The organism is Lapillicoccus jejuensis, assembly GCF_006715055.1.
Classification (GTDB): Bacteria; Actinomycetota; Actinomycetes; order Actinomycetales; family Dermatophilaceae; genus Lapillicoccus; species Lapillicoccus jejuensis.
In genome coordinates this window covers 59,006-81,727 of sequence record NZ_VFMN01000001.1, presented here as the reverse complement: position 1 = coordinate 81,727, position 22,722 = coordinate 59,006, and the positions used below count along the sequence as shown (strand labels likewise).

General features: G+C 72.3%; 21 protein-coding genes. 12 read left to right on the top strand and 9 right to left on the bottom strand.

Features of this window, described 5'->3' with window-relative positions:
* Positions 1 to 88 precede the first annotated feature (88 nt).
* The 4 genes from FB458_RS00345 to FB458_RS00330 are packed head-to-tail and all read left to right on the top strand — an operon-like array spanning position 89 to position 4,612.
* Positions 89 to 742, top strand: a complete 654-nt coding sequence (locus FB458_RS00345) for a TetR/AcrR family transcriptional regulator (RefSeq protein ID WP_170185514.1) — start codon at positions 89 to 91, stop codon at positions 740 to 742.
* Positions 739 to 2,022 (top strand): MFS transporter, encoded by a 1,284-nt coding sequence (locus tag FB458_RS00340; protein WP_246060986.1) that lies wholly within the window; start codon positions 739 to 741, stop codon positions 2,020 to 2,022. The genes FB458_RS00345 and FB458_RS00340 overlap by 4 nt, the downstream gene beginning before the upstream one ends.
* Positions 2,019 to 3,263, top strand: coding sequence for an alanine racemase (locus FB458_RS00335; protein ID WP_141845775.1), 1,245 nt, complete (start codon positions 2,019 to 2,021; stop codon positions 3,261 to 3,263). The genes FB458_RS00340 and FB458_RS00335 overlap by 4 nt, the downstream gene beginning before the upstream one ends.
* On the top strand, positions 3,260 to 4,612 hold the full coding sequence (locus FB458_RS00330; RefSeq protein ID WP_246060985.1) for a D-arabinono-1,4-lactone oxidase: 1,353 nt from the start codon (positions 3,260 to 3,262) through the stop codon (positions 4,610 to 4,612). Before FB458_RS00335 ends, FB458_RS00330 begins: the two co-directional genes overlap by 4 nt.
* Before the next feature lie 281 nt (positions 4,613 to 4,893).
* Here FB458_RS00330 and FB458_RS00325 read toward each other — a convergent pair whose 3' ends face one another.
* The 6 genes from FB458_RS00325 to FB458_RS00300 form a co-directional block, all read right to left on the bottom strand.
* Complete coding sequence (locus tag FB458_RS00325; protein ID WP_141845773.1) at positions 4,894 to 6,162, bottom strand: putative T7SS-secreted protein; 1,269 nt, start codon at positions 6,160 to 6,162, stop codon at positions 4,894 to 4,896.
* A 51-nt stretch (positions 6,163 to 6,213) separates the two neighbouring features.
* Complete coding sequence (gene thrS, locus FB458_RS00320) at positions 6,214 to 7,446, bottom strand: threonine--tRNA ligase (RefSeq protein ID WP_141845771.1); 1,233 nt, start codon at positions 7,444 to 7,446, stop codon at positions 6,214 to 6,216.
* Between the two features lie 205 nt (positions 7,447 to 7,651).
* The gene (locus FB458_RS00315) at positions 7,652 to 7,963 is read right to left on the bottom strand and encodes a hypothetical protein (RefSeq protein WP_141845769.1); all 312 of its coding nucleotides are present in this window, start codon (positions 7,961 to 7,963) and stop codon (positions 7,652 to 7,654) included.
* Positions 7,964 to 8,014: 51 nt separating this feature from the next.
* Entirely contained in the window at positions 8,015 to 9,010 is a 996-nt protein-coding gene (locus FB458_RS00310) for a vWA domain-containing protein (RefSeq protein ID WP_211355879.1), read from the bottom strand.
* Positions 9,007 to 9,987: an AAA family ATPase gene (locus FB458_RS00305; RefSeq protein WP_246060984.1), complete on the bottom strand. Its 981-nt coding sequence runs from the start codon at positions 9,985 to 9,987 to the stop codon at positions 9,007 to 9,009. Before FB458_RS00305 ends, FB458_RS00310 begins: the two co-directional genes overlap by 4 nt.
* Before the next feature lie 5 nt (positions 9,988 to 9,992).
* Complete coding sequence (locus tag FB458_RS00300; RefSeq protein ID WP_281286068.1) at positions 9,993 to 11,414, bottom strand: NDMA-dependent alcohol dehydrogenase; 1,422 nt, start codon at positions 11,412 to 11,414, stop codon at positions 9,993 to 9,995.
* On the opposite strand from FB458_RS00300, the gene FB458_RS00295 reads away from it, so the two are divergent.
* Positions 11,413 to 12,381, top strand: a complete 969-nt coding sequence (locus tag FB458_RS00295; RefSeq protein ID WP_141845765.1) for a hydrolase — start codon at positions 11,413 to 11,415, stop codon at positions 12,379 to 12,381. The two genes, FB458_RS00300 and FB458_RS00295, sit on opposite strands and share 2 nt — an antisense overlap.
* Positions 12,382 to 12,422: 41 nt before the next feature.
* On the opposite strand, the gene FB458_RS00290 is transcribed toward FB458_RS00295, so the two are convergent.
* From FB458_RS00290 to FB458_RS21145, 3 genes are all read right to left on the bottom strand, one after another.
* On the bottom strand, positions 12,423 to 12,857 hold the full coding sequence (locus FB458_RS00290; protein WP_141845763.1) for a hypothetical protein: 435 nt from the start codon (positions 12,855 to 12,857) through the stop codon (positions 12,423 to 12,425).
* 92 nt (positions 12,858 to 12,949) lie between these two features.
* Positions 12,950 to 13,396: a hypothetical protein gene (locus FB458_RS00285; RefSeq protein WP_141845761.1), complete on the bottom strand. Its 447-nt coding sequence runs from the start codon at positions 13,394 to 13,396 to the stop codon at positions 12,950 to 12,952.
* A 431-nt stretch (positions 13,397 to 13,827) separates the two neighbouring features.
* Entirely contained in the window at positions 13,828 to 14,190 is a 363-nt protein-coding gene (locus FB458_RS21145) for a hypothetical protein (protein ID WP_170185513.1), read from the bottom strand.
* Positions 14,191 to 14,534: 344 nt separating this feature from the next.
* On the opposite strand from FB458_RS21145, the gene FB458_RS00280 reads away from it, so the two are divergent.
* From FB458_RS00280 to FB458_RS00250, 7 genes are all read left to right on the top strand, one after another.
* Positions 14,535 to 15,086 carry a GNAT family N-acetyltransferase gene (locus tag FB458_RS00280; RefSeq protein WP_141845758.1) on the top strand — a complete coding sequence of 184 codons (552 nt, stop codon included), beginning with the start codon at positions 14,535 to 14,537 and terminating at the stop codon, positions 15,084 to 15,086.
* Between the two features lie 83 nt (positions 15,087 to 15,169).
* A complete protein-coding gene (locus FB458_RS00275; protein ID WP_141845756.1) occupies positions 15,170 to 16,717 on the top strand; it encodes an ABC transporter substrate-binding protein in 1,548 nt (515 codons plus the stop codon).
* 28 nt (positions 16,718 to 16,745) lie between these two features.
* Positions 16,746 to 17,723 carry an ABC transporter permease gene (locus FB458_RS00270; RefSeq protein ID WP_141845754.1) on the top strand — a complete coding sequence of 326 codons (978 nt, stop codon included), beginning with the start codon at positions 16,746 to 16,748 and terminating at the stop codon, positions 17,721 to 17,723.
* Positions 17,720 to 18,616: an ABC transporter permease gene (locus FB458_RS00265; RefSeq protein WP_211355878.1), complete on the top strand. Its 897-nt coding sequence runs from the start codon at positions 17,720 to 17,722 to the stop codon at positions 18,614 to 18,616. The genes FB458_RS00270 and FB458_RS00265 overlap by 4 nt, the downstream gene beginning before the upstream one ends.
* Complete coding sequence (locus FB458_RS00260; protein WP_246060982.1) at positions 18,613 to 19,830, top strand: anhydro-N-acetylmuramic acid kinase; 1,218 nt, start codon at positions 18,613 to 18,615, stop codon at positions 19,828 to 19,830. Before FB458_RS00265 ends, FB458_RS00260 begins: the two co-directional genes overlap by 4 nt.
* Positions 19,827 to 20,990 (top strand): serine hydrolase domain-containing protein, encoded by a 1,164-nt coding sequence (locus FB458_RS00255; protein ID WP_141845752.1) that lies wholly within the window; start codon positions 19,827 to 19,829, stop codon positions 20,988 to 20,990. Before FB458_RS00260 ends, FB458_RS00255 begins: the two co-directional genes overlap by 4 nt.
* A complete protein-coding gene (locus FB458_RS00250) occupies positions 20,987 to 22,642 on the top strand; it encodes a dipeptide ABC transporter ATP-binding protein (RefSeq protein WP_141845750.1) in 1,656 nt (551 codons plus the stop codon). Before FB458_RS00255 ends, FB458_RS00250 begins: the two co-directional genes overlap by 4 nt.
* The last annotated feature ends 80 nt before the right edge of the window (positions 22,643 to 22,722 follow it).

The following is a 22,722-nucleotide window of genomic DNA, read 5'->3' as shown; positions in this document are numbered from 1 at the left end:
GGAGCGGCGGTGTGGGACAGTCGTCCCACTCACGACTGGGACGGGTGTCCCACTGCGAGCCCGACCCACGCCGACCACCGGAGGTCCCGTGCCCCGCGTCCCCGCGACCGAGCGCCGTCCGTTGCTCGCCGCCGCCGCGCTGCGGGTGCTCGCCCGCGACGGGCTGGCGGCCGTGACCACCCGGGCGGTCGTCGCCGAGGCGGGGATGAAGCTCGCGAGCTTCCACTACGTCTACGACTCGCGCACCGAGCTGCTGCGCGACCTCGTCGCGGGCGTCGTCGAGGGGGAGCGCGAGGGGGCCCTCGCCGGGCTGGCCGACGTCGACCTCGCCGGCCTCGCGGAGCGGCCCGACGCAGCCGCGGTCGAGGAGGTCCTCCTCGGCTGCCTGCGCGGCTACCTCGCCCTCGTCGTCGCCGACCCGGGCCGCGAGCAGGGGATGTTCGAGCTGACCCAGCACGCGCTGCGCGAGCCGACCCTCGACGGCCTGGCGGGCGAGCAGTACGCGCACTACCACGCGCTCGTCGCCGAGCTCCTCGACGAGCTGGGGGCACGGCTCGGGGTCACCTGGGACGCTGACCTGGCCGACCTCGCGCGTCTGGTCGTGGCGCTCACCGACGGGTTGACCCTTGCGTGGCTGGCCGACCGCGACGCGGAGGCGACCGAGCGGACCGCACGGCTGGCGGCGCGCGCGGTGGCCGGGCACGCGGTCCTCGCGCAGGCCGGGGCGGCGGTGGTCCCGTGAGCACCGCGGACGCGACCGCTGCGCCTGTGGCGGGGTGGACCAGCGCCCTCGCCGAGCCGACCCGCCGGGTCACCGCGCGCTGGCTGACTGCCTTCTCGACGGTGTGGCTGGGGATCTGGATGGCCCAGCTGACGCCGATCCAGCTGCTCCTGCCGCTGCAGGTCGACAGCCTGCGCCACGACACGGACTGGGTGCGCAGCGTCGTCGCCTACGGCGTCGTGTCCGGCGCCGCCGGGGTCTGCACGCTGCTGGCCTACCCGCTCGCGGGGGCCGCCTCGGACCGGACCACGTCGCGGTGGGGGCGGCGCCGTCCGTGGATCGCCACCGGCACCGCGGTCTTCGCGGTCGGACTCGGTGTCCTGGGAATGCAGCGGACGATGCTCGGCATCGGGGTGTGGTGGTGCGTGACGATCATCGGGTTCTGCATCACGACGGCGACGCTGACGGCGGTCATCTCCGACCAGGTGCCGGTCGACCAGCGGGGTCTCGTGTCGGGACTCGTGTCGGCGCCGCAGGCGATCGGCACGATCCTCGGGCTCGTGCTCGTGACGACGCTCTTCACCGGGCTGGTCGCGGGGTACGTCGTCGTCGCCCTCCTCCTCGTGGCGCTGGCCGTGCCGCTGCTGCTCGTCATGCCGGACGAGGTGCTGCCGCGCGACCAGCGATCGCGGCTGTCGGTAGCGGACGTCGTCCGGTCGCTGTGGATCGACCCGCACGAGCACCCCGACTTCGCGTGGACCCTCACCGGTCGTGTCCTGGTCAACATCAGCAACGCGCTCGGCACGACCCTGTTGCTCTACTTCCTCGAGTTCGGACTGAACCGCACGACCGCGGAGGACGACCTGCTCGTCCTCACCCTCGTCTACATGGTCTTCGTCGTCGGCGCCTCGGTCTGGCTCGGTCGAGTGTCGGACCGGGTGGGGCGGCGCAAGCCCTTCGTCTGGATGTCGTCGGCGATCCAGGGCGTGGCGGCACTGCTGCTCGCCTTCGTGCCGTCGTACGGCGTCGCTCTCGTCGCCGCCGGGCTGCTCGGTCTCGGCTACGGCTGCTTCCTGTCGGTCGACCAGGCCCTCGCGACGCAGGTGCTGCCCGACCCGGCGAGCCGCGGCAAGGACCTCGGGATCATGAACATCGCGGTCGCCCTTCCGCAGGCGGTCGGGCCGCTGCTCGGGGCCGGGCTCGTCGTCCTCTTCGACGGGTTCTCCGGGCTGTTCGTCGTCGCGGCGCTGACCGCGGCGCTCGGTGCGGCGGCCGTCGCGCCGGTGAGGGGAGTGCGATGACGACCATCGAGACGACGTCCGTGCCGCCGCTGGTGCGGCCGTCGGGCCGGCCGTGGGAGGCGCCGGCGCAGTGGTGGCCGGGGCTCACCCGCGCGAACGAGGCGATGGACCCGCCGTACGGCGTCCTGGCCTGGGACGCGTTGTCGCACAACGCCTTCGACCTGCTCGACCGGGCGGCGGGCAAGCCGCTGCGGATCGCGAGCAAGTCGGTGCGGGTGCGCGGCGTGCTCGACGCGGTGCTCGCGCTGCCGGGGTGGGCGGGGATCCTCGCCTACACGCTGCCCGAGGCGCTGTGGCTGGCGGAGGACCACGACGACGTCGTCGTCGGCTACCCGAGCGCCGACCGCGCGGCCATCGCGCGGCTCGTCGCCGACGAGCGGCTCGCGTCGCGGGTGACCCTCATGGTCGACGACGTCGCGCAGCTCGACCTCGTCGACGCCGTCGCGGCGCCGGGCGCGCGGGCGCAGGTACGGGTGTGCCTCGAGCTCGACGCGTCGTACCGCTCGCCGGTGGCCGGCCACGTCGGCGTACGACGCTCCCCGGTCCACGACGTCGGGCAGGCACGGCGGGCGGCGGAGGCGATCGTGCGCCGGCCGGGCTTCCGGCTGGTCGGGATGATGGCCTACGAGGCGCAGGTCGCCGGGCTCACCAACGAGGGTGCGGGGCGTGGCCGGGTCATCCGGGCGCTGCAGCGGGCGTCGGTGGAGGAGCTGACACAGCGGCGCAGCGCGGCGGTGTCGGCGGTGCGCGCGGTGGCGGACCTCGAGTTCGTCAACGGCGGTGGGACGGGGTCGATCGAGTCGACGTCGGCAGACCCGTCGGTGACCGAGATCGCCGCGGGGTCGGGGCTGTTCGGGCCGCACCTGTTCGACCACTACGTGCACTTCACGCCCGCGCCGGCGGCGGCCTTCGCGCTGTCGGTGGTGCGGCGGCCGAAGCCCGACACGGTGACGCTCATGGGGGGCGGCTGGGTCGCCTCGGGGCCGCCGGGGGCCGACCGGCTGCCGCTCGTCGCGTGGCCGGAGGGGCTGTCGATGCTGCCGCGCGAGATGGCGGGTGAGGTGCAGACGCCGTTGCGCGGTCGGGCCGCTCGCACGATGTCGGTCGGGGACCGGGTGTGGCTGCGGCACACCAAGGCGGGGGAGCTGAGCGAGCACCTGGCGTCGTTCGCGGTGGTGCACCGAGGGGAGGTGGTCGGCCAGCTGCCGACCTACCGGGGCGAGGGAAAGGTCTTCCTGTGACGACGACGGTGACGGGCGGCGGGGTCCTGCGGCCGGGGGAGCGGTGGCGCAACTGGGGGCGGGTCGAGTCGGCCGCGCCGGCGCACGTCGCGCGACCGCGGTCGGTCGAGGAGGTCGTGGCGGTGGTGCAGTCGGCGCGCGAGCGGGGGCTGCGGGTGAAGGCCGTCGGTGCGGGGCACAGCTTCACGCCGATCGCGATGACCGACGGGGTGAGCGTGGACGTCTCGGCGCTGTCGGGGGTGCTCGGCGTGGACCGGACGGCGGGGCGGGTGCGGCTCGGCGCGGGGACGCACCTGCACGAGCTGCCGCGGCTGCTCGCGCCGTACGGGCTAGCGCTGGAGAACATGGGCGACATCGACGCCCAGACGATCGCCGGCGCGGTGTCGACGGGCACGCACGGCACGGGGGCGGCCTTCCGGGGGCTGGCGGCGAACGTCGTCGGCGCGGTGCTCGTCACCGGGACCGGTGAGGTGCTGGCCGTGGGGGACACCCCGGGGGGCGAGGCGGACGCAGATCTCCTGCCCGCGGTGGCGCTGTCCCTCGGCGCGCTGGGAGTTGTCGTCGAGGTGACGGTGCAGTGCGTGCCGGCGTTCCTGCTGCGCGCGGTCGAGCGGCCACTGCCGCTGGCCGAGGTGCTGGACGGGTTCGAAGGGTTCATGGCGTCGACCGACCACGTCGAGTTCTACTGGTGGCCGCACACCGACGTCGTCATGACGAAGGCGAACACCCGGCTGCCCGCCGGGACTTGGCACGAGCCACCGTCGCGGGTGCGGACGTGGGTGGAGAAGGAGGTCGTCGAGAACGCCGCGCTCCAGGCGGTGTGCGAGCTCGGGCACCGCGTGTCATCGGTCGTGCCGTCGGTGAACCGGCTCGCCACGCGCCTGTACGGCGAGCGGTCCGTCACCGACGTCTCGCCGCGCGTGTTCACCAGCCCGAGGTGGGTGCGGTTCCGCGAGTGCGAGTACGCGCTGCCGGTCGAGGCGGTGCCCGACGCGGTGCGTGCGTTGCGGCAGCTGGTCGAGGCGTCGGGGTGGGCGATCAGCTTCCCGGTCGAGGTGCGAGTCGCGGCCAGTGATGACGTGTGGCTGTCGACCGCGAGCGGTCGGGCGAGCGGGTACGTCGCCGTCCACCGGTTCTGGAAGGAGGACCACGAGCCGTACTTCCGCGCCGTCGACGCCCTCATGTGCTCCTTCGACGGGCGACCCCATTGGGGCAAGATCCACTACCAGGACGCGACCGAGCTGGCTGGGCGCTACCCGCGGATGGCCGACTTCACGGCTGTGCGGGACCGACTCGACCCCGACCGTGTCTTCGCCAACCGCTACCTCGACCGCGTCCTCGGCCCCTGACACAGGACCTCACGTGTTGCCACTTCCTGCGCACTCACTCAGTTGAGGCCGGGTGTATCAGCCGCTTCCACGCCCGTGTTGTAAGGCAGCCCGCGCGTCTCCGCGAAGTCGTCGAGCTGGGTGAACGTGGCCTTTACAACCTCGGCTCCCAAAGGCCAGGTAGCGAGGCATTCGTCGCACAGCTGGAACAGCTCGCCGGTCTCGACGAGGCGTGCAGTCCGGACGTAGTCCTGCCCGCACCGGGGGCACTCTGGAAGCGTTGACACGTCCTGGTCTCCTCATCAACAGGGGAATGCGGTGACGACTCGGTTGACGGAGCCAATGGTGCGCACCACGATGCGAACCTTGGTCTCGCCACTCACGCCTACAGCGCGATGCAGGTCTATAACGTAGGCGAGAGGGTCGTTCGCCTCGGGCGCACCCCGCCGGGCCCAAGCCTCGTCCAGGGTGGAGAACAGTTCCTCCGCGGGCACATTGAAGACGCTGTGTGTCCGCTTGGTTGCGTCGGGAAAGAGGTGCAGCAGCACGTGAGGGACTCGGTGCTGCCCCCCGATGAGCTCCAGAGTGAGTCCCCCGCGGGTGGTGAAGACGCCAGGACTCACTTCGGTCAAGCCCAAGGAGGGGGCGAGTTGTGACAGGTCGCGTCCGGTCAGCGCGAGCACGTCGGCTTTGTCAGTGAGCCTGAAGACCCTGGACCCAGCCGCGATCTCGTGGCCGACCTTGCCCATGCCGAACGGCGCGAACCCCATCGCCGCGTACCCGGCGTCCTCGCGGTCGCCCTCGAGCGCGTACCACCCGACGTTGACCGCCGTCGCCGCCATGCCGACCCACCCCGGCACGAAGCCGACGACGTCGAGCGACGTGTGGCCGGCGTCCTCGGCGCCGGGCCTGCGGATGGTGCCCTGCCAGAACGTCCGGGCTCGAGGTGCGTCGGCTATCGCCGCCTGGATCTGGTCGGCGGCCGCATCGCCCGCCGCCAGAGCCTGCGCGCGGGCATCGGCCAGCAACGAGATGGCCCGGCGGCGCAGCGAGTCGGCGTCGTACGCCAGCTGCGCGTCCTCCCCGTGGGCAGCGGCGAGCAGGACGGCGGTCCGGTGCCCGACCTGGGCGCGGTCGGGGACTGAGGCCGCGACCTTGCCGGATCCCGACACCGGCGTCGTCCCCCCGGTCGACGGGACGGCCACGGCGGCCACGAGGAGGTCGACGAGCGCGAGGTAGCGCCGGTACGCGGCCACTGCCTCCCCCGCCAGGGCCCGCGCCGGAGCCAACGCGGCGGCGTACCGACGCAGCGCCTCACCCGCGGTGGTGAACGCACCGGACGCGGCGACCCAGCGGCTCGACTCCTGCCCGAGCCGGTCGTGGGCGGCGGCGGACGCGACGCCGTACCACCCCGTGACCTCGACCCGCGACAGAGCGGTGGCGCTGTCGTCCAGCCCGTCCCCGAGCGACGCCATCGCCTCGGCGAGGCCGAGGATGCCGGTCACGGAACCGGCGACGAGCTCGTCGACGGACGCTCCCGACGCCAGCGCCGGCTCCTCCGTCCCGTCCACGAAACCAGCCTAGGGAGAACGGGATCGACGCCTCGGAAGTTCTCCACAGGCTCACCAGAGGACGCGAGCAGCCCGCTCCCGGTGGGCGATCGAGAGCCGCTCCGCGAGCTGGTCCACCGCTACCTCGCGCCGGCTCCCGTCGACACCGTCGGTGACCTGCACGACGCCCGCAGCGGCCTCCGACGCTCCGACGACGCCCACCACTGCGGCGCGCCGACGCCGAGCCTCGCGGATGCGCGCCCCGAGGCTGCCGTCACGTCGTACGGCGACCCGCAGGCCGCGGCGCCGGAGCGCCGCAGCGGCGTCGTCCACCGCCGCGTCCTGCGCCTCGGCGACCGGCAGCAGCATCACCTGGGTCGGCGCGAGCCACAGTGGGAGCCGGCCCTGGTAGCGCTCGAGCAGCGCGGCGGTGACGCGTTCCATCGACCCGACGGTGCCGCGGTGGATCATCACCGGGCGGGCGCGCGAGCCGTCGGCGGCCTGGTAGCCCAGGTCGAAGCGCTCGGGCAGGTTGCCGTCGAGCTGGACGGTGGCAATGGTCTCCTCGTGGTCTCGGCCGTCGCGGACCTGCAGGTCGAGCTTGGGCCCGTAGAACGCGGCCTCACCCGCCGCCTCGACCAGGTCGAGCGGGCGGTCGGCCAGCACCTTCTCGGCGGCCGCGCGCAGCTCGCCCTCGCTCTGCTCCCACTGCTCGCGAGAGCCCAGCCAGGCGTCGGAGTCGTCGCGCAGCGACAGCCGTACGGCGTCGACCGGCAGGCCGAGGATGCGCTGCGCCTCCAGAGCGGACCGCAGCGCGCGGGCCACCTCGTCGCGCACCTGGTCGGGGCGGCAGAAGACGTGGGTGTCGTCGAGGCTGATCTGCCGGACACGGGAGAGGCCGGAGACGACGCCGGATCTCTCGGCGCGGAACATCGGCGCCAGCTCGTTGAGTCGGACGGGCAGGTCGCGGTACGAGCGCTGCTCGCAGGCGTAGACCAGCGCGTGGTGGGGGCAGTTAGCGGGGCGCAGGACGACGTCCTCCTCACCGAGCCGCATGGCGGGGAACATGTCGGCGGAGAACTTGGCCCAGTGGCCGGACCGTTCGAAGAGGGCGCGCTTGCCGAGCACAGGGGTGCGCACGTCCTCGCACCCGTCGGCGTGGGCGAGGTCCTTGGCGAGGCGTTCGAGCTCGTCGCGGATCGCGGCGCCGGCGGGCAGCCAGAGGGGCAGGCCGGAGCCGGCGAGCGGGTCGGTCGCGAAGACGGCGAGGTCGCGGTTGAGCTGCCGGTGGTCGAGGTGGGACATGGTGGGCGGTCCTGTCGCTGGAGGCGGGTGCCCAGGAAGCGACCGGTCTCGTCCGACACGACGAAGGCCCCAGATCGCTCCGGGGCCTGGTGGGTGCGCGGGTCAGGTCATGGCGCGGCGCCGGAGGGGTCCGGCGTCGTCGTGAGCTGCTGGTGGCGCATGCCGGGACCGTAGACCACCACTGCTCGGAGCGTCCAGCGATATGTCAGCCGCCCGCCCCGAGGTAGAGCTGCGCCGTGGCCGCCTCGCCCTCGGCGTAGTCCTGCGCGGTCGACTCGAGCGCGTCGGCCATCGCGGTCGAGTCGCCGACGAGGAGCGACAGCCCGCGGTCCCACCGGCCGCAGAACTCCCACAGCACGTGCGTCAGGCGGGAGTGGCCGAGGTCGATCCCCTGCGCCATCGTCTCGACCTCTCCCGCCTGCGCGAGCTGCGTGACGGCGCGGACGTCACCCGCCGCCTCCCCCAGCTGCTCGACGAGGACCTCGTAGGTGAGGCCGCCTCCGCCGTGGTCCCGCATGCGAACACCCTAGGCAAGCGCGAGCGGGCGAGTGCCCGGTTGTCCACAGCCTCAAGCGAGGACGGTGGCCAGCGCGTCGGCGGCGTCGGAGGGGCGGCGCAGCGGCGCGACCCGGCCACCGCCCGCGGCGGCGATCGCGCGGCACGCGGTGCGGGCCTCGTCGGCGTCGTCGACCGCGAGGACGTGGATGCGCGCCCCCAGCCGTCCGGCGTCGGACGCCACTCCGCTCGCGTCACCGCCAGCGGTCGCGACCCCGTCGCCGAGGACGACGACCTCGCGGCGCGGCGAGCGGGCCCGGGCCGCCTGCCGCAGCCCGACGGTCAGCCCGTGCGCCACGTCGGTGGTGCCGTGCCCGCGCAGGTCGAGCAGGGCGTCGACGACGTCACCCGGGGGAGCGGCGGCGTCGATGGCCCGCAGGACGAGGGCGTCGCGGGCGAAGGCGACGACGGCCAGCTCGTCGCCCGGCCGCAGCCGGCTGGCCAACGCTCCGGCGGCGAGCACCGCCGTCGCGAGCCGGGCCCCGGCGACCGATCCGGACACGTCGACGAGGAGCACGTACGCCGTGCCGCGCCGCCGCCAGTCGCGCACGTGCAGGTCCTCACCCCGCAGGTACGGCGTCGCGTCGAGCCGCCCGAGCGTGGCGTCGAGGTCGAGGTCGCCGCCGTCGGGCTGGGGGAGCGTGGTCAGGCGTGGGCGGCCGTTCGGGGTGGCGGCCCCGGCCGACGGCGGCCGCAGCGCGATGGACCGCGCGAGCCGGCGTGCGGCCGCGCGCAGCCTCACGTCGGTGGCCCGGGCGAGGTCGGCGAGCAGGGCCATCGCCTCGTCGGGGTCCTCCCGCAGCAGGTCGCCGAGCGCGGCCTCTTCGAGGTCGCCGACGTCGCGGGAGACGCGGTCGAGCGACGGGTGGCGCAGGGTCAGCTCGGCGCGGGACGTCGTACGGGCGGCTTGGCGCTGTCGCTCCGCGCCGACCTCGTCGGGGTGCTCGAGGACCCGGGGTGGGCTGGGGGAGAACGGGTTCGGCGCGCCCGAGGCCGTCTCGGGCGTCACGCTTTTCCCGCGTCGTCCCCCTCGTCGCGCGGCGCAGCGGCCGCCCACAGCTCGGTGACGACGTCCTCGACGCTGCGGTCGGCCCCTTCGGCGAGCACGACCCGCCCCGACAGTGCGGCCAGTGCGGCCTCCAGCCCAGGGTCGAACCCTTGCGAATCGGATTCGCCCCGCTCGGCTCCCGTCACGACCCGAGCCGAGCCCGCCGAATCCGATTCGGGTGCGTCACCCAGGAGCTCGAGCTGGCCCGCGACGAGGACGAGGTCGATCGCGCCACGCACGGACGACCCGAGGCGCAGGTCGCGGTGCTCCCGGCTCAGCCGTACCGCCCGTACGGCGCGTCGTACCAGCGCCTTCGGCCCGCCGGTCTCCCCGGCGACGACGGCGACCTCGGCGTCCTCGTGCTGGTAGCCCATCGTCACCCGGCACGACCGGTCGTAGAGGGCGGGGGAGATGCGGCCGGTGCCGACAGCGTCGTACGGATTCATCGCGGCGACGAGGCGGAACGTCGCCGCGGCGTCCACCGCCCCGACGCGCGGCACGTGGGTGCGCCGCTCGGACAGCACCCCGAGCAGGACGTTGAGGGTGTCCTCGGGGACCCGGTTGAGCTCCTCGACGTAGAGCAGAGCCCCGGTCGTCATGGCCCGCAGCAGCGGCCCGGGGACGAAGTTCTCCGGTCGGTAGTCCTCGGTGAGGACCCGCGACGGGTCGTGGTGCCCGACCAGCCGCGCCGGTGTGAGGTCGGCGTTGCCCTCGACGAGGACGAGCGGCACCCCGGCCCCGTCAGCGAGGGCCCGCAGCAGCGTCGTCTTGCCCGTCCCCGGCGGGCCCTCGAGCAGGACGTTGCGTCCCGCGCCGAGGGCCGCCGCCACGACCCGGGCCTCCCGGCCGCGGCCGACCACCCGGGCCGCGGCCGACTGCACCATGGACAGCACCGGCAGCCCGGCCTCGGGAGCCGGGCTGCCGGAGAGTGCGGTCACGTGGGTCAGTAGACGACCACGCCGCGCAGGTTCTTCCCCGCGTGCATGTCCTCGTAGCCCTGCGCGATCTCGTCGAGCGTGTAGGTGCGGGTGACGAGCTCGTCGAGCTTGAGCTTGCCGTCGGTGTAGAGCCGGAGCATCTTGAGGATGTCGGTCTTGGGGTTCGACGCCCCGAAGAGCGAGCCCTGGATCCGCTTCTGGAAGAGGGTGATGTCGGCCAGCGAGACCGGCGCGCCGACCTCGGTCATGTCGCCGAGACCGGTGACGACGACGGTGCCGGCCTTGCGGATCGAGGCCATGGCCTGACCCAGGTGCTCGCCCTTGGTGACGCCGACGGTGACGATCGCCGAGTCCGCGCCCTGGCCGTTGGTGAACGACTTGGCCAGCTCGGTGGCCTCCTCCATCGACTCGACCGCGTGGGTCGCGCCGAGCTCCTGCGCCTTCTCGCGCTTGAACGCGACCGGGTCGACGGCGATGACGTTCGACGCGCCGGCCATCGCCGCGCCCTGGACGGCATTGATGCCGATGCCGCCGATGCCCATGACGATGACGGTGTCGCCGGGGGCGACCTCGGCCGAGTTGACGGCGGAGCCCCAGCCGGTGCCGACGCCGCACCCGACGAGGCAGGCCTTCTCCAGCGGGATGTCGTCGGGGATCTTCACGGCCGAGTCGACGGCGACCGTCGTCACCTGCGAGAACGTCGAGATCCCGCACATCTGGCCGACGGGCTGCCCGTCCATGCTGAGGCGGTAGCTCGTCGGGTCCTCCCAGCGGGAGCCGGCGAGCAGCCCGGCGCCGAGGTCGCACAGGTTCGACATGCCGCGGGCGCACCAGGTGCAGTGCCCGCAGGCGGGCAGGAAGGAGAAGACGACGTGGTCGCCCTCCTTGAACCCGACCGTGTTGGGCCCGACGGCGGAGACGACGCCCGAGCCCTCGTGCCCCCCGCAGAACGGGTAGACGCCGACGGGGATGTCCCCGGTGGCGATGTGGTCGTCGGAGTGGCACAGACCGGAGGCGGTCATGGTCACCTGGAGCTCGTTCTGCCGGGGGTCCTCGACCTCGAGGTCGACGACCTCGTACTTGCCCGGGGCCTGCTTCACCACTGCACCGCGAGTCTTCACGAACTGTCCTCCTGCGTCGTCGTTGACGGGATGGGCTCGACAGTAGGTGCGTCCCGAAGGCGCCGGACCTACCCGAACGGGCAGTCGCCCCACCCGCCCGTACGACGCCCCGCCGCCCACCACCGGGTCGCCGCGCCCGGGTGGACATGACGCGGCCTTTGCCGACCTGGACGGGGCTTGACCGGGAGGTGACGGTTTCCGGTGACGGTGTTCTCCCCGCGTTGGACCGGCCCGTCGCAGGCTTGCGCAGGATCTTCCCGGCCCGGGCCGCCGCAGGGGCGGCCCGCTGACGAAAGGTGCGCTCATGCGCGTCAACCCCCACCCGTTCCGTCGCCGCGCCGCCGCGGCCCTCGCCCTCTCCGGCGCGCTGGCCGCCACTCTCGTCGGCCTCGCACCGACCCAGAGCCAGGCCGCGACGACGGCGACCCCCGTGCGGGTGCTCTTCGACAACGCGCACGCCGAGACCGCCGGCAACGCCGACTGGATCATCTCGACGTCACAGCCGAACCCCTACGCGCAGAACGCGTCCCCGACGAGCGAGACCGACTGGACCGGCGCGCTGTCGTCGTGGGGCGTCGATCTCGCGCAGTACCCGACCGACTACACGCTGGCCACCAACCCCAGCGGTCGCGCGTTCACCTACGGCAGCACGAGCAACGCCCAGGACCTCAGCAAGTACGACGTCCTCGTCATCGACGAGCCGAACACCGCCTTCACGTCGGCGGAGCGCACGGCGCTGATGACCTTCGTCAAGAACGGTGGCGGTCTCTTCCTCATCATCGACCACGACCAGTCCGACCGGAACAACGACGGCGTCGACTCGGTCGACATCGCGAACCAGCTCTTCAGCAGCAACGGCGTGGACGACACCGACCCCTTCGGCGTGACCGCGGCCTACCAGAACATCAGCAGCGAGAACACGTCCAACCTCGGCTCCGGCGCCTCGACCCACCCGGTGGTCAACGGAGCCTGGGGCCAGGCGAGCAAGTCGATCCTGCGCGGCGCGACGACGTTCAACCTCAACAAGTCCGACAACGCCGCGGCGCAGTGCCTGCTCTACCGGGCGGGGGTGTCCAACACCGGCAGCACCGGCTGCTTCATGGCGGTGTCGACCTTCGGCAGCGGCCGCGTGATGCTGTGGGGCGACTCGTCGCCGGTCGACGACGGCACGGGCCAGTCGGGCAACACCCTGTACGACGGCTGGAACGACACCCTCGGCACGAACGCCGAGTGGGCCCTCAACGGCACGGACTGGCTGGGCAAGCTCAGCTGACGCTGCCGCCGATCCCGTACGACGCCGCCTCGGCGCCCCGGTCACCCGGTGGCGCCGAGGTCGTCAGGGGCCACGACGGTGACCTCGTGGTCGTTGGCGAGGTGGACGGGTCGGGTGGGGGAGAGGTCGGCCAGTGCCCTGGCCCAGGCTCGGTCGCCGGCGGTGCGGGGCCCCGCCCCGGGTCGGGCGAAGAGCAGGGCAACCTCGTGGCGGCCGCCGTCGGTGGGGCACGTGCGCGCGATGACCGACTGGAACAGCTCGAGGTCCGACGGGACGGGCTCGAGCGGCAGGTCGGTGATGTTGACCGGGAGGACGATGCGGTCGTCCTTCAGGGCGAGCATCCACAGCTGCGGGCTCGCGAAGCCGAGCGGGCTGAGGAGCAGGGACCAGGTGCGCTGCAGGTCGTGCTGCGAGCGCACCGGCGGCATCTGGTCCATCGGAAGGAGGGTGGTCGGGAAGGTGTCGTGATCCGTCATGCGACCAGCCTGCTCGACTCGGGCCTGCGCCGGATCCGTTCATCCACAGGCCTGTTGGCGGCCCGTCCTCGCAGCGGGGGTTGTGGACGAGATCAGTTCTGGACGAGCCGGTTCTCGGCGGTGTGGACCTCGATGGCGGTCCCGGGGCCCGGCACGGTGACGGTGTCCGGGATGGGCGTCCACGCGCCGCCGTTGACGCGGAAGTCCGCGCCGAACGTCGTGTCCACACGCGAGGTGAAGGTGCCGGCCTTGAGGTACTGGTGCGTGATCGTGCCGGACGGGTAGACGCCGCCCAACTCCTTTGTCGGCCCGAACTCGTCTCCGTCGCCGAACACATAGGTGAAGTGGTCGAGTCGGGGGCGGATGTCGACCTGGTAGCCGAGGAGATTGACCGTGTTGACCTCGTCAGGCTGGTAGCCGGCCGTCGACCAGTTGACCTGGTAGTACGTGGCCAGGCCGACCAGGGTCTTGTTGCCGACGGGCTGGGTCGTGATCTGGGTCTTCGCCCATGGAGTGAGGTGGAACGCGTTGATGATCATGGCGAGGGTGAGCTGCGGCTGCTGCGCGCCGGGTACGGCGTCTGGGTAGCAGGTCTGACCTATGAGCTCCCATGGCCCCGTTGCCGCACCGGTTGTGTCGACCGGCCGCCGATAAACCCGTGACAGAGGCCCAGGCCCGCCGCCACGAGCATTGACGCACGCAGTGATCGCCCAGTTGCAGTTCGTCGCTTCACTCGGAGAATCTGGTCCCTGACCGCAGGGACTGGCGGTGGTGAACTCTGCGGTCGCTGGCCTACCGACGGGGCGGTATGTAGCCGCTTGTTGGCGCAGATCCGGCGGCATCAAGGTCGCCTTCACCCGGCCACCATCTTGTCCGTTACTACCGGTGAAGTCGGCCGTGGCGGGTGTCGCAGATACAACGATCAACACGACGCCGACGGCCGCGGCAAGGGTGAGAGGGCGCTTAAGATTCATTGGACGTCTTCGATCTTCTGAATCTGCCACCCTGACTCTTGCCATGAGATTGTAAATACATTCGAGACAGGCTTCTGTGAATCGGTGGAGACAACTGAACCAGCAGCATCCACGATATTTCTGCGCTCTTGAAGAGCCTGACTAACGACCTCGGTTGAGCTCGGGTCGAAGCGGCCCAAGACAGTCGCCGAGCCAAGTCGAACTGGCGGACCGTCATACTTCTGTCCCTTGGACAAGAGGTCGCGAGCAACCTGCTCCACACTGGCGCAGCTCTTTGAACTTGTCGCGCACAGCGGCGTAATCAGACCAGCCTGAGGTCTGGTCCACGCCTCATTGACGCGGGCGAAGTACAGCGCCACGAATGCCTGTGCGCCTGCTGCAGTTTTTGGGTAAGCCGATTGATTCGTTGTCGAGCTCGGAGACGGAGTATTCACGGTCGAGGTGGGAGGCTGCGACGTGGAGGAGGAGGTCTCCTGATTCGTAAATGTTGGACCCGCGGGAGCTGGTGGCTCTGTGCTGCAGCCAGCAACCACGACAACTGCAACAGTGAGACCCGGTGCCCAGCGCTTGCGCACATCGTCCCCTGTCTCGTCAGGCCGGCGACCTCCCTATCGGCCGGCTCAGCGGCTCAGTATGGCAAGGCACGTCCCGTCGGGCCACGAGTTCTCCACAACCCGTAACGACCCGGGTCTACGGTCGCCGAGTGCCGACACCCGAGCCGCGCCTCCGCCCAGCGTCGACCGACGACCTCGCCGCCCTCACGGACGTCTTCCTCGGCTGCTGGCACGTCAACTACGCCCGGGTCATGCCGGCCGAGCTCGTCTCCGCCATGACCGCCGACCGTGCCACCGCCCTGATGGCCGCTCTGCTCGAGCGCTCAGCAGAAGGACGGGCTCAGGTGCTGGTGGCCGAGGACCCCGCCCGCGACGACACCCCGGACTTGCCTCTCGGCTTCGTCGGCTTCACCCTCGCCACACAAAACCTGGGCGACGTCGCCTCGCTCTACGTCGCCCCGACTGCCCAGGGTCGAGGCGTCGGTCGCCGCCTTCTCGCCGCAGCCGAGGAGGCACTCCGTACGGAAGGAGCAGAACGCAGCCAGCTGTGGGTGTTCGCGGAGAACCTCCCGTCCCGTCAGTTCTACGCCGCCCAGGGGTACGAGCCCGACGGCCGCGCCACCACCCTCCCCGAGTGGGGCCGCCCCCAGCTCGGCCTGGTCAAACACCTGGGGACGACACGGACAACGACCGGAGAGTGACAAGAAAACACATGACCCTGCCGCGCTGAGGTAAGAAGTAACCGGCCAGCCACCACCTCACCGATGCGCGCCAGGAGTCCCCGATGCCCCGTACCTCCCGCAAGCCGGCCCTCGTCACCGGGACCACCGCCGGTCTCGCCGCGGCGCTCCTGCTCACCGCCTGTTCCGGCTCCGGCGGCTCCGCCGGCAGCACGGCCAACGGCGCCGGCACCCTCGTCTTCGGCATCACCGCCGACCCGACCCAGATGGTGCCGTGGACCGCGACCTCCGAGCAGTCGATTCAGGTGCTCTCCCAGATCTACAGCCCGCTGCTCGACACCGACAAGGACAACGCCCCGACCGCCGGCCTCGCCGACCTGCCGAAGGTCTCCGACGACGGGCTGACGTACACCTTCACCCTCAAGAAGGGTGTCACCTTCGCCGACGGCTCGACCCTCGACTCGGCCGACGTCAAGCACACCTTCGACACGATCATGGACAAGGCCTCCAAGGCCAGCTCCCGCTCCTACTTCGCCTCGGTCAAGTCCGTCGCCGCCCCCGACCCGCAGACCGTCGTCGTCACCCTGAGCAAGCCGGACGCCTCCTTCCCCGTCGGCCTCACCGCGGTCACCACCGGCATCGTCCCGTCCGAGAAGACCGCTGACACCCTCGCGACCCAGCCCGACGGCTCCGGCCCCTACCAGTTCGCGAGCCGCGTCCCGAACCAGTCGATCACCCTCACCCGCAACGAGAAGTACTACGCCGGCAAGCCCGGCGCGGCCAAGGTCGAGTTCCGGATCATCCCCGATGACCAGTCGATGGTCTCGGCGCTCAAGACCGGCTCGGTCGACGCCGCCGTCTTCACCAACCCCGTCACCGCCAAGACCGCCGCGTCCAACAACACCAAGACGGAGTCCGTCGGCTCGCTCAGCTACCACGTCCTCCAGCTGCGGGCGACGTCCCCGGTCCTCAAGGACGTCAACGCCCGCCTGGCCGTCCAGTGCGCCATCTCCCGCAAGGACGTCATCGACTCCGCCGCCCTCGGCGCGGGCGAGGTGACCGGCCCGATCACCTCGCCGCAGTTCGCCAGCGACCCGCAGCAGCAGCCTTGCCCGACCCAGGACCTGACCAAGGCCAAGGAGTACCTCGCCAAGGCCGGCACGCCGAACGGCTTCGCCCTCAAGGTCATGACCTCGGAGGGCCTGTACTCCACCGCCGTCGACGAGGCCCAGGCCGTTCAGGCCCAGCTGGGCAAGGTCGGCATCACCGTCACCATCGAGTCCCTCGACTCGGGCGAGTACGTCAAGCGCTGGCTCGCCGCCGACTTCGACGCCGCCATCGCCTCCAACGGTGGCAGCGCCGACCCCAACACGATGTACGCGCGCTACTTCACCCCGACCGGCACCTACAACGAGGTCGCCGGCTACAGCTCCGACCAGCTGACCCAGCTCTTCGCCGAGGGCATCGCGACGACCGACACCGCCAAGCGCAAGGCCATCTACTCGCAGGTCAGCCAGGACCTCGTCGACAACGCCGCCTGGGTGTGGCTGTTCACCCCTAAGGAGTTCATCGTCCTCAACAAGGGCGTGCAGAACTTCGAGGCCCGCTCGGACGCCAGCCTCGCGACGATGTGGAAGGCGACGGTCTCGTGAGCCGCCGGCCCGCCGCGGTCGAGCGCCGATGACCACCCTGCGCCGTACGGCGTCCCACCCCGTCACCCGCCGGGTCGGCGAGGTCGTCCTCACCCTCCTCGGGGTGTCGCTGCTGACCTTCCTCGTGCTGCGGGTCGTCCCCGGCGACCAGATCACCGCCGCGTACGGCACCGCCGCCGGCGAGCTCTCGCCCGACCAGATCGCCTCTCTCCGTGCGTACTACGGCCTCGACAAGCCGCTCGTCACGCAGTACCTCGGTTGGCTCGGCGGGGTGCTCACCGGCAACCTCGGCGTCGACACCACCTCGCACCTCAGCGTCACGACGATGACCGCGCAGGCGCTGCCCAACACCATCGAGCTCGCCGTCCTCTCCATCGTCGTCGCCCTCCTGCTCGGGGTGCCGCTCGGCGTCCTCGCGGCCAGCCGACCCGGCAAGCTGCGTGACACGACGACCCAGCTCGGCAGCCTGCTCGCCCTGTCGGTGCCGTCGTTCCTGCTCGCCACGGTCGTGTCGAGCTGGCTGACCAACACCTTCGGCTGGTACCCCAACGGCGAGGGCTACCGCACCCTGTGGCAGGACCCCGGGCTCAACCTCCAGCAGATGCTCCAGCCGGCGCTCGTCCTCGGCATCAGCATCGCCGCGCCGATCCTGCAGACCACGCGGACGGCGATCCTCGCGATCCGTTCCGAGGACTTCATCCGTACCGCCCGCGCCAAGGGCGTCCCGACGAGACGCCTGCAGACCCGTCACATCCTGCGCAACGCGCTCATCCCCGTGACGACGATGACCGGTCTGCAGTTCGGGTTCCTCCTCGGCGGGGCGCTCGTCGCCGAGCAGATCTTCGCCATCCCCGGCATCGGCCGGCAGACGCTGCTCGCCCTCACCCAGAAGGAGTACGCCGTCGTCCAGAGCACCGTGCTCATCATCGCCGCGATGTTCGTCACGGTGAACCTGCTGACCGACCTCGCCTACCGCCTCATCGACCCGCGGGTGAGGGCCTCGTGAGCGCCCCCGCGGAGCAGGTGACGACGGGCACCAGCGTCGGTACGACGACCCCCCGCGCGCCACGCCGTCTCGGTGCCGTCGCCGGCCCGGCCGGCGTCATCGGCGCCGTCTTCATCCTCGTCGTCGTCGCGTTCGCGCTGCTGGCCCTGGCCGGCAGGACGCCGTACGACCCGGGCCGGCAGGACGTCGCGCAGGCCCTCACCGGGCCGAGCGGCGCGCACTGGTTCGGCACGGACCAGTTCGGCCGCGACGTCTTCTCCCGCGTCGCCTCCGGCCTGGCCAACAGCCTGCGGATCGCGCTCGTCTCGGTCGCCGCGGCCGGTCTCGTCGGCACCGTCCTCGGGGTGCTGGCCGGCTACTACCAGGGCGTCCTCGACCGCGTCGTCGGTGTCCTGACCAACGTGCTCTTCGCCTTCCCGTCGCTGCTGCTCGCGCTCGCGCTGGCGGCGACGCTGCAGCGCAGCTGGTTCACCGTCGCCGTCTCGATCGCCGTCGTCTACATGCCGATCTTCGCTCGGGTGGCGCGCGCGCCCGTCCTCACGCTGCGCTCGGCCGACTACGTCCTCGCCTCGATCGCGCTCGGCCGCAGCCGGCTGTCGACCCTCGTCGAGCACGTCGTGCCCAACATGCGCGGCATCCTCGTCGTGCAGGTGACGCTGTCGCTGTCGTGGGCGATCCTCACCGAGGCGGCGCTCAGCTTCCTCGGCTTCGGCACCCCGCCGCCGGCCGCCTCGCTCGGCGGGATGGTCTACGACGCGCAGAGCCTGTCCAGCGTCGCGCCGTGGATGCTCTACTTCCCCGGCGCCGCCCTCGTCGTCGCCGTCGTCGGGCTCAACCTGCTCGGTGACACGCTGCGCGCCGCCCTCGAACACCGCACGGGAGGCCGACGGTGACCCGTGTCCTGGGAATGATCTCCGGCACCTCGCACGACGGGATCGACGCCGCCGTCGTCGACTTCACCACCGACGGGGACACGCTGCGCGCCGTCGTCGAGCACTCCACCTCGGTCCCGTACGACGCCGCGCTCCGCGCCCGGATCATCGCCGCCCTCCCGCCGCGCCCCGCGAGCGTCGACGAGGTGTGCCGCCTCGACACCCTCATCGGGCAGGCCTTCGCAGCGGTCGCCGCCGACGTCGTCGACACGGTGCGTGTGCTCCCCGGCGCCCCGGAGGTCGACCTCGTCTGCTCGCACGGGCAGACCGTCTACCACTGGGTCGAGCAGGGTCGGGCGCTCGGCACGCTGCAGCTCGGGCAGCCGGCGTGGATCGCCGAGGCCACCGGTCTGCCCGTCGTCGCCGACGTGCGCGCCGCCGATCTCGCCGCCGGCGGCCAGGGCGCCCCGCTCGTGCCCGTCCTCGACCGGCTCCTGCTAACACCGTTCCGCGACAACGGCTCCTGGGCCGGCGCGCTCAACCTCGGCGGCATCTCCAACCTCACCGTCTGCGCCCCCGACACCGAGCCGGTCGCCTGGGACATCGGCCCCGCCGGCGCGCTCGTCGACGCCGTCGTCACGCGTTTCTCCGACGGGGCGCAGACGTACGACCGCGACGGGGCGCTGGCCGCCGCCGGGCACGTCGACGCCGACCTGCTGCGCGAGCTGCTCGCCGAGCCGTACTACGCGCTCACCCCGCCCAAGAGCTCCGGCAAGGAGCTGTTCCACCTCGGTCACGTCGACGACGCCGTACGGCGCGCCGGCGTCTCACCGACCCTGCCCGACCTCGTCGCCACCCTCACCGAGCTGACCGCCGTCACCGTCGCCGACGCCCTGCGCGACGCGCGGCTCGACGTCGTCGTCGCGGCCGGGGGAGGGGTCCGCAACCCCGTGCTGATGGCGCGGATCGGCGAGCTCGCTCACGACGTCGAGGTCATGACGACCGACGACCTCGGGGTGCCGGCGGGGGAGAAGGAGGCCGTCGCCTTCGCTCTCATCGGCTGGGCGACCCGGCAGGGGCTGCCCGGCAACGTGCCGAGCTGCACCGGCGCGTCCGGTCCTCGGGTGCTCGGGTCCCTCACCGCCGCACCGGGCCGGCCGCTTCCTGTTGTCGAGCCGATCTCGTTGTGGCCGAAACGGATCGAGCTATCGACGCCGAGCGGGTCGGCGTCGTGAGCGGCGTCGACCTGCAGCGGACCGTCGAGCGGCTCATCGCCCTGGGCGGTCCGGGGACCCACCCCGCCGGCGCGGTCGCAGGGCTCCGTACCCCCGCGGGGTCGCACGTCGCCGCGACGGGCTGGGCGGTGCTCCCCGGGGAGACGCCCGGGCGGCCCATGTCGAGCGACACGCTGCTCGACCAGGCGTCGGTGACCAAGGTCGCCGTCACCACGGTCCTCACCATGCGGCAGGTCGCCGCCGGGGCGATCGCGCTCGAGGATCCCGTCGGGCGCTACGTCGGCGACGTCGACGCGGGCGTCGGCGCGGTGACGATCGAGCAGCTGCTCACCCACACCGGCGGGCTGCGGCCGTGGTGGCCGCTCTACGCCGAGACGACGGACCGAGACGCGGCGATCCGCCGAGTTCTCGCGCTCCCGCTCGACCGGACACCCGGCACCGCCCGGGTCTACTCCGACCTCGGGATGGTCGTCCTCGGCCACGTCCTCGAGCGGGTGACCGGCGTGCGTCTCGACCGGCTCTTCCGCGACGAGGTGGCCGAGCCGCTCGGGCTGAGGGCCCGCTACGGACCGGTCGACCCCGCCACAGCGGCGGCCGGCGCGGACAGCGACGCCTACGAGCTGGCGATGGTCGAGACGAACACCCCGTACGACGTCCCGTTCGACCGCCACTCGTTCGGCGGCTGGCGCGCCGGCCCGGTGGTGGGGGAAGCCAACGACGGCAACGCCGCTCACGCCCTCGGCGGGGTCTCGGGTCACGCCGGTCTCCTCGCGAGCGTCGGTGACCTGCTGCGGCTCGGGGAGGCGCTGCTCACCGAGGAGCTCGTCCCGGCGCCGGTGCTTGCGCGGTTCGCCGAACCCAGCCCGGTCGACCCCAGCCAGGCCCTCGGCTTCCGCCGCGGAGTCGTCGTCGACGGCGAGGAGACGACGGTCCTGCACCACAGCGGCTTCACCGGCACCTTCGTCGCGCTCGTGCCCGCCGCCCGAGCGGTCGTCGCCGGCGGCGCGACCCGGCTGCACGGCGTCGTCGGTCCTCTCCCACCCGCCGGCACGGCCGCCACCCTCCCGGCGACCCTGAGCGGCGACGAGATCCAGGCCGTCCTGCTCGGCGCCCTGACGTCGGCGCTCGCCACCCCCTCGACGACAGGAGCGCCCCGGTGACCACGGACGCGACCCGGCCCGACCCGGTCCTCAGCATCCGCGACCTCAGTGTGAGCTTCACCACCTCCCACGGTGAGGTCGAGGCCGTGCGGCACGTCGACCTCGACGTCGCCGCCGGTGAGACGGTGGCCATCGTGGGGGAGTCCGGCTCGGGCAAGTCCACCGTCGTGGCCTGCGTCAACCGGCTGCTGGCCGACAACGGGCGGATCACCGGGGGCGTCGTCCGGCTCGGGGAGCTCGACCTCACCGCGGCGAGTGAGCGGACGATGACGTCGTTGCGCGGCAGCCGGATCGGGCTCGTCCCGCAGGACCCGATGACCAACCTCGACCCAGTGATGACGGTCGGCGACCAGATCGTCGAGGCCCTCGAGGTGCACGACCGGTCGCGGGGCCGAGCGGCCCACGACGAGGCCGTCCGGCTGCTCGAGGCCGCCGGCATCGACGACGCCGAGCCCCGCTTCCACCAGTACCCGCACGAGTTCTCCGGGGGGATGCGGCAGCGGGTGCTCATCGCCATGGCCCTCGCGTGCCGGCCGGAGGTGCTGCTCGCCGACGAGCCCACGTCGGCGCTCGACGTGACGGTGCAGCGGCTGGTCCTCGACCAGATGGCCGAGCTCGCTGCGGACGTCGGTGCCGCCGTGCTCCTCGTGACGCACGACCTCGCGCTGGCCGCCGAGCGCGCGGACCGGGTCGTCGTCATGTACCGCGGGGAGGTCGTCGAGACCGGGCCGGCGGAGCAGGTCGTCCGCCGTCCCCAACACGACTACACGAGGCGGCTGCTGGCCGCGGCTCCCGGGTTCGCCGACCCGAAGATCCTCGCCACGCCTCGCGCGCTCGCCGAGGGCGCGGACGGCGGGACGCCGGCCGCTCCACTGCTGGAGGTACGGCGCGCCGTCAAGCGGTACGCCCTGCGCGGCCGGCCCGAGGGCTTCCGCGCCGTCGACGAGGTCGACCTCGTCGTCGGCCCGGGCGAGACGGTGGCCATCGTGGGGGAGTCGGGGTCGGGCAAGTCGACGACCGCCCGGCTCGCGCTGCGGCTCGAGACGCCGGACGGCGGGTCGGTGCACTTCCGGGGGCAGGACGTGACGGCGCTGCGCGGCCGGGACGTCCTGGCCTTCCGCCGCGCGGTCCAGCCGGTCTTCCAGAACCCGTACGCCTCGCTCGACCCGCGGTACACCATCGGGCAGGTCGTCGCCGAGCCGCTCCGCGTCCACAAGATCGGCGACGCGGCCTCCCGCCGCCAGGCCGTCGCCGACCTGCTCGAGCAGGTGGCGCTGCCGGCGACGCTGGCCGACCGCCACCCGCACGAGCTGTCCGGAGGCCAGCGCCAGCGCGTCGCCATCGCCCGGGCCCTCGCGCTGCGCCCCGAGCTCGTCGTCATGGACGAGGCGGTCAGCGCCCTCGACGTCATCGTCCAGGAGCAGATCCTCGACCTCATGGTGTCGCTCCAGCGCGACCTCGGCTTGTCGTTCCTCTTCATCAGCCACGACCTCGCCGTGGTGCGGCTCGTGGCCCACCGGGTGTACGTCATGCGGGAGGGGCGGGTCGTCGAGAGCGGGGTCCCCGAGCAGATCTTCTCCGACCCGCAGGAGGGCTACACGAAGGCGCTCGTCGCCGCCGTGCCCGGCCGTCGGACCACCTCAGCGCCCTGACCTGCGACAACGCGCCGTACCCCCACTGGTCCGTTTTGGACACGCCGGGTCGCTTGCGTCGCCCGTCACACCCGGCGTAC

Excerpts from the sequence above, each read along its gene's own strand:
- FB458_RS00335 (WP_141845775.1), top strand. The coding sequence starts at position 2,019 with ATGACGACCATCGAGACGACGTCCGTGCCGCCGCTGGTGCGGCCGTCG.
- thrS (WP_141845771.1), bottom strand. The coding sequence starts at position 7,446 with ATGTCCCACCTCGACCACCGGCAGCTCAACCGCGACCTCGCCGTCTTC.
- FB458_RS00315 (WP_141845769.1), bottom strand. The coding sequence starts at position 7,963 with ATGCGGGACCACGGCGGAGGCGGCCTCACCTACGAGGTCCTCGTCGAG.
- FB458_RS00295 (WP_141845765.1), top strand. The coding sequence starts at position 11,413 with ATGCGCGTCAACCCCCACCCGTTCCGTCGCCGCGCCGCCGCGGCCCTC.
- FB458_RS00300 (WP_281286068.1), bottom strand. The coding sequence starts at position 11,414 with ATGAGCGCACCTTTCGTCAGCGGGCCGCCCCTGCGGCGGCCCGGGCCG.
- FB458_RS00290 (WP_141845763.1), bottom strand. The coding sequence starts at position 12,857 with ATGACGGATCACGACACCTTCCCGACCACCCTCCTTCCGATGGACCAG.
- FB458_RS00285 (WP_141845761.1), bottom strand. The coding sequence starts at position 13,396 with ATGATCATCAACGCGTTCCACCTCACTCCATGGGCGAAGACCCAGATC.
- FB458_RS00275 (WP_141845756.1), top strand. The coding sequence starts at position 15,170 with ATGCCCCGTACCTCCCGCAAGCCGGCCCTCGTCACCGGGACCACCGCC.
- FB458_RS00270 (WP_141845754.1), top strand. The coding sequence starts at position 16,746 with ATGACCACCCTGCGCCGTACGGCGTCCCACCCCGTCACCCGCCGGGTC.